Below are 4,095 nucleotides of genomic sequence, written 5' to 3'. Positions count from 1 at the left end.
AATCCCTTAAAACCATCAGAAGAAAAGAGGGAAATGGTTGTCAGTCATCCCCTTGTGTTAATAACTTCATTTTCATTTCTCGTATAATCTGTGTTATTTCGTGCCTGACATTTAAACAATTACAGCATGAAGAATTTACAGATTACAAACTCCCGTTTCATCACCTATACGGATGACCTGTTAACGGTTGATGTGCTGGGCGGAGTGGATTTGTCGCAAGTGGAACGCATGGTTTGCACGCTCCGCATCACGTACAATGACTATCCGCCGCAGCGCACCACATTGGATTTATACAATGACAACCAAACCGACAAACTTCAAAGAACCCTTTGTGATAAATGGGGGCTGAAACTCCTCGAAGCCAGCCGCAGCCTTTATACCCTTACCTTGCAGTTGGAAGAATACCGCCTGCAACAGTTACGTTACACGGGCAAATCCCCGCAACAGGCTTTTTCTCCGAGCGAGGAAGACAGACGCAAAGCGGTACGTTTTCTTTCGGAAAAGAACCTGTCGGGCAGTCTGATGGAGCAACTGAACACCATCGGCATTTTGGGTGAAGACCGTAACGCCCTTATCCTGTTCTTGGCGTTGGCGTCGCACAAGTCGGCCAATCCCTTTTCGGTTTTGTGTCTGGCAAAATCGGGTATCGGTAAAAGTTATATCCTGCAAAAGCTCTCGGAGTGTATGCCCGACGGTTCGTTCTCGTTCCACAGCCGTATATCGGCAAACGCCCTGTACTACTTCGACAGCGGGGATATTAACGGCAAAGCCCTTTTTATCGAAGATTTGGAATGGACGACACAGATGTTGCAACCGCTGGCAACGCTCCAGACGCAGGGACGGCTGGTAAATACACGTGCCACCAAGGACAAAGACGGAATGCTCCATTCCACCACCTTTGAAGTGATAGCCAAACTCTGTCTGATAGCCTGTGCCTACTCGGACAAAAATCTTGAAGAACTCGGATTGCCGTTTCTCTGCCTGCACCTGAACCACAGTCCCGCCCAAGACCTTGCCGTTATGGAGTATCAGAAGAAGTGCAGGGCGGGACAGATAAGAACCGAAGATATTGCCCGAGCCCAGCACCTTTTAAAATGCGTGATTGCCTCGCTGCAAAACATCAGTGTTGTCAATCCGTATGCCACATTGATAAACCTGCCTCAAGATATAGCCTATCCCCGCAAATCGCTGTTGCTACTCCTTAACTTTATCGAAGCGATCACTTTCTTTTTCCAATACCAAAGGGAACGGCTGACCGACACCGATACAGGAGAGATATTTATCCGCACCCATCCGCAGGATATTGAAATGGCGTTTGCCCTGCTCAAAAACACGCTGTTCAGGCGGGCTGATGAACTGAGCACGTCCGTAAGAGGCTTTTACAAGTGGCTTACGGAGTATCTGCAACAGGCAAAGACCACACAGTTCACCGCTTTGGATATACGCAAGACCAAACCGATACACCCCCGCACGCTGAACCGCTATTTGCAGGAGTTAAAGCTGTTTTCATACATCCAAGTGGCAGGCGGAAACAAGCACAGGGAGGGATTTATTTACAAACTTACGGACTTCGGAAATCAAAAGGAGGTGCAGGGACGTATCGAACAGGAGATGCAAGCCACTTTAAAAGATGTCTGGAATGCTTACCGTAAAGAACAGAATCCGCCGACAGAACCCGAGCAAAAAGCAGAATCCGAACAAGAACCGTCAACGGGATTAAGTGCGGAATCACCGCAAAAGCCCTCAAAGCGTAAACGCATTGACGACAAAGAGGAATATACCCTTAAATTGCTTTTGGAACTTGAAGCCCGAAGTCCTGACCGGGAATATATTCCAGCCGATTTTACCACCCTGACAGGCAGAAGTCAAATCACCGAAGCCCGCTATTTAAAACGTCTTTGGCAGCAGGGAAAACTCAAACGGGAATGGAAAAACCGACAGTATTATTATACCCTCGCTGCGACAGGCAGTAAGACAGTAAGCCAATCCCCGATGACCGACCCGCAAACCGCTTTATAACAAGCCTTTGGGAGTAGGACGACACAAAAAAAGAAATTTATGAATGAAAAGATGCAACCCAAGAGAATGGAAGATTTTAAAAACTATTTACAGCAGCAAGACAAAAGCCCTGTAACGATAAAAGAATACGCAAGACAAGTCAGTCTTTTTATATCGTGGTACGGCGACCAAGATACGATAAACGTACAGAAGAAAGACATTTTAAACTATTTAAGCTACCTAAAACACCATAAGAACCATCAAGCCGTAAGCAGTAATCACGGACTTATCGCCCTGCGACATTACTTTGACTGTCTTGTCGGGCAGGGGATTATCTGTCTTAATCCCACCGCACTCATCAAACTGCGGGGAGTTAAAAAACGGCGTTTGCATTACATCTACACTCCTGAAGAACTGACCGAACTTGCCGACAGCTATTATCAGCTCTATGTAAAAGCGGCGGAAGAAAAATCCTTGTCGGGCATACGTCCAACCCTTTATAAAGAGAGCTGTCACACCAAAACCCGTAACCATGTGATGTTGCTGTTCTTTATACATCAGGGCTTGACCACAAGGGAAGTGTTACATCTACAAACCGAAGATATAGACCTGTACAAAGCCACCGTAACGGTACAGACCACCACAAGAGGCAGGGACAGAATCCTGCCGTTGCACGCCACGCAAACAGGTACGCTGATACGTTACATGAACGGGATACGTCCCCTGCTGACGGGCAAGAGCCAAAGCGGCACATTGTTTTTGCCTGTGCGACAGGATAACAGTGAAAAACACGCCACACGGGCATTGATACAGCTTACGACAGCACTCAAACGTATAGACAGGCACTTTGTCTCCCTCGCACAGATAAGGGCTTCACTTATCACATATTGGATAAGGACATACGGACTGCGTAAAGCCCAATATATGGCGGGGCATAAAAGTATCATCAGTACGGAGGAGTATCTGCCCAACCACATTGAAGAACTGGCGGAAGACATCACAAAATTTAATCCGTTCTAAAACAATGAACACGCATTTTAAGGCAATACACGAACAGTACGTTTTTTGGTTGGATACGTTGGGATTTGCTACCGAAACGGTATGTAACTACGGTTATAGGGTAACAGATTTTTTTCTATGGCTTGAAAGCAAAGACATTACCCACATTGTTCAAGCCGAACAAAAGCACATCAACGATTTTTTTGACTGCCAACAGACCCGCCCCAATACCAAGTTTAAGGGCAGAACGTTAAGTGCTTCCTATCTGAACGATTATTTTACCGCCATAGACAAGTTGTGCGAGTTTCTGCACCAAATGGGAGCACGGACATCGCTTGTTCCCACCAACCGCCGTATTACCATAGACGAATCCCAAAGGATACGCCGAATAGAACCTTTTACGGTGGAAGAGATAAAAATGCTGCAAGAGGCTATCAACCACCTGTACCCGCATTTAGACCACGAACACAGGCAACTCAAACAGGAGCAGTTGAAGTTGGTTTTTGTACTTTTCTACGCCTGCGGATTGCGTTTAAGCGAGGGATACAACCTTACGCCCGCAGAAATAGACTTCAATAGAAAAACGATTTTTATACGGCAGGGCAAAGGCTACAAGGACAGGATAGTACCGATGAGCGACAATGTGTACAAAGCCTTGCAGCACTATATTTACAACTTCCGCAATCAAATCAGGTGCGGGCATGACCGCCTTTTTGTGCAGAAGAAAATAACCCTGTCGGTGGATTTGCACTATTTACATCAGCAATGCGATAACGAAGAGATTAAACGCAAGCGGCTACACTTCCATGTTTTACGCCACTCCATAGCTACACATCTGTTACAGAACGGCATGAGCGTGGAGAATATCGCTCGATTTTTGGGACACGGCTGTTTGGAAAGCACACAGATTTATACGCATATCATAAACCGATAATCCGACTTTTTTATTACCTTTGTCCGCAGGAAGCTGTTTTTGGCTTTTTGCGGATTTTTTGTGTTCTTTGAGTTTGTTTTGGACTGTGAGGCAGTGTGGGAACTGTTTTTTTAATCTCTGACCTTAAAGTTTTGAGAGTTTAAAGAACGGAAGTATAAGGAGTT

General features: G+C 45.9%; 3 protein-coding genes. All 3 read left to right on the top strand.

Going from position 1 to position 4,095, the window contains the following annotated elements; all coding sequences use genetic code 11:
* The first annotated feature begins 126 nt into the window (after nt 1-126).
* From M1P97_RS26100 to M1P97_RS26090, 3 genes are read left to right on the top strand one after another with little or no spacing between them, the layout of a single operon-like run.
* Entirely contained in the window at nt 127-2,019 is a 1,893-nt protein-coding gene (locus tag M1P97_RS26100; RefSeq protein ID WP_028728962.1) for a hypothetical protein, read from the top strand.
* Between the two features lie 51 nt (nt 2,020-2,070).
* Nucleotides 2,071-3,018 (top strand): tyrosine-type recombinase/integrase, encoded by a 948-nt coding sequence (locus M1P97_RS26095; protein ID WP_233426440.1) that lies wholly within the window; start codon nt 2,071-2,073, stop codon nt 3,016-3,018.
* A 4-nt stretch (nt 3,019-3,022) separates the two neighbouring features.
* Nucleotides 3,023-3,931 carry a tyrosine-type recombinase/integrase gene (locus tag M1P97_RS26090; protein WP_022218716.1) on the top strand — a complete coding sequence of 303 codons (909 nt, stop codon included), beginning with the start codon at nt 3,023-3,025 and terminating at the stop codon, nt 3,929-3,931.
* Nucleotides 3,932-4,095: the final 164 nt, after the last annotated feature.

This window comes from Parabacteroides leei (assembly GCF_023369805.1).
Lineage (GTDB): Bacteria > Bacteroidota > Bacteroidia > Bacteroidales > Tannerellaceae > Parabacteroides > Parabacteroides leei.
Note: the sequence above shows the minus strand (reverse complement) of the source record. Positions and strands in the feature narration are given on the sequence as shown.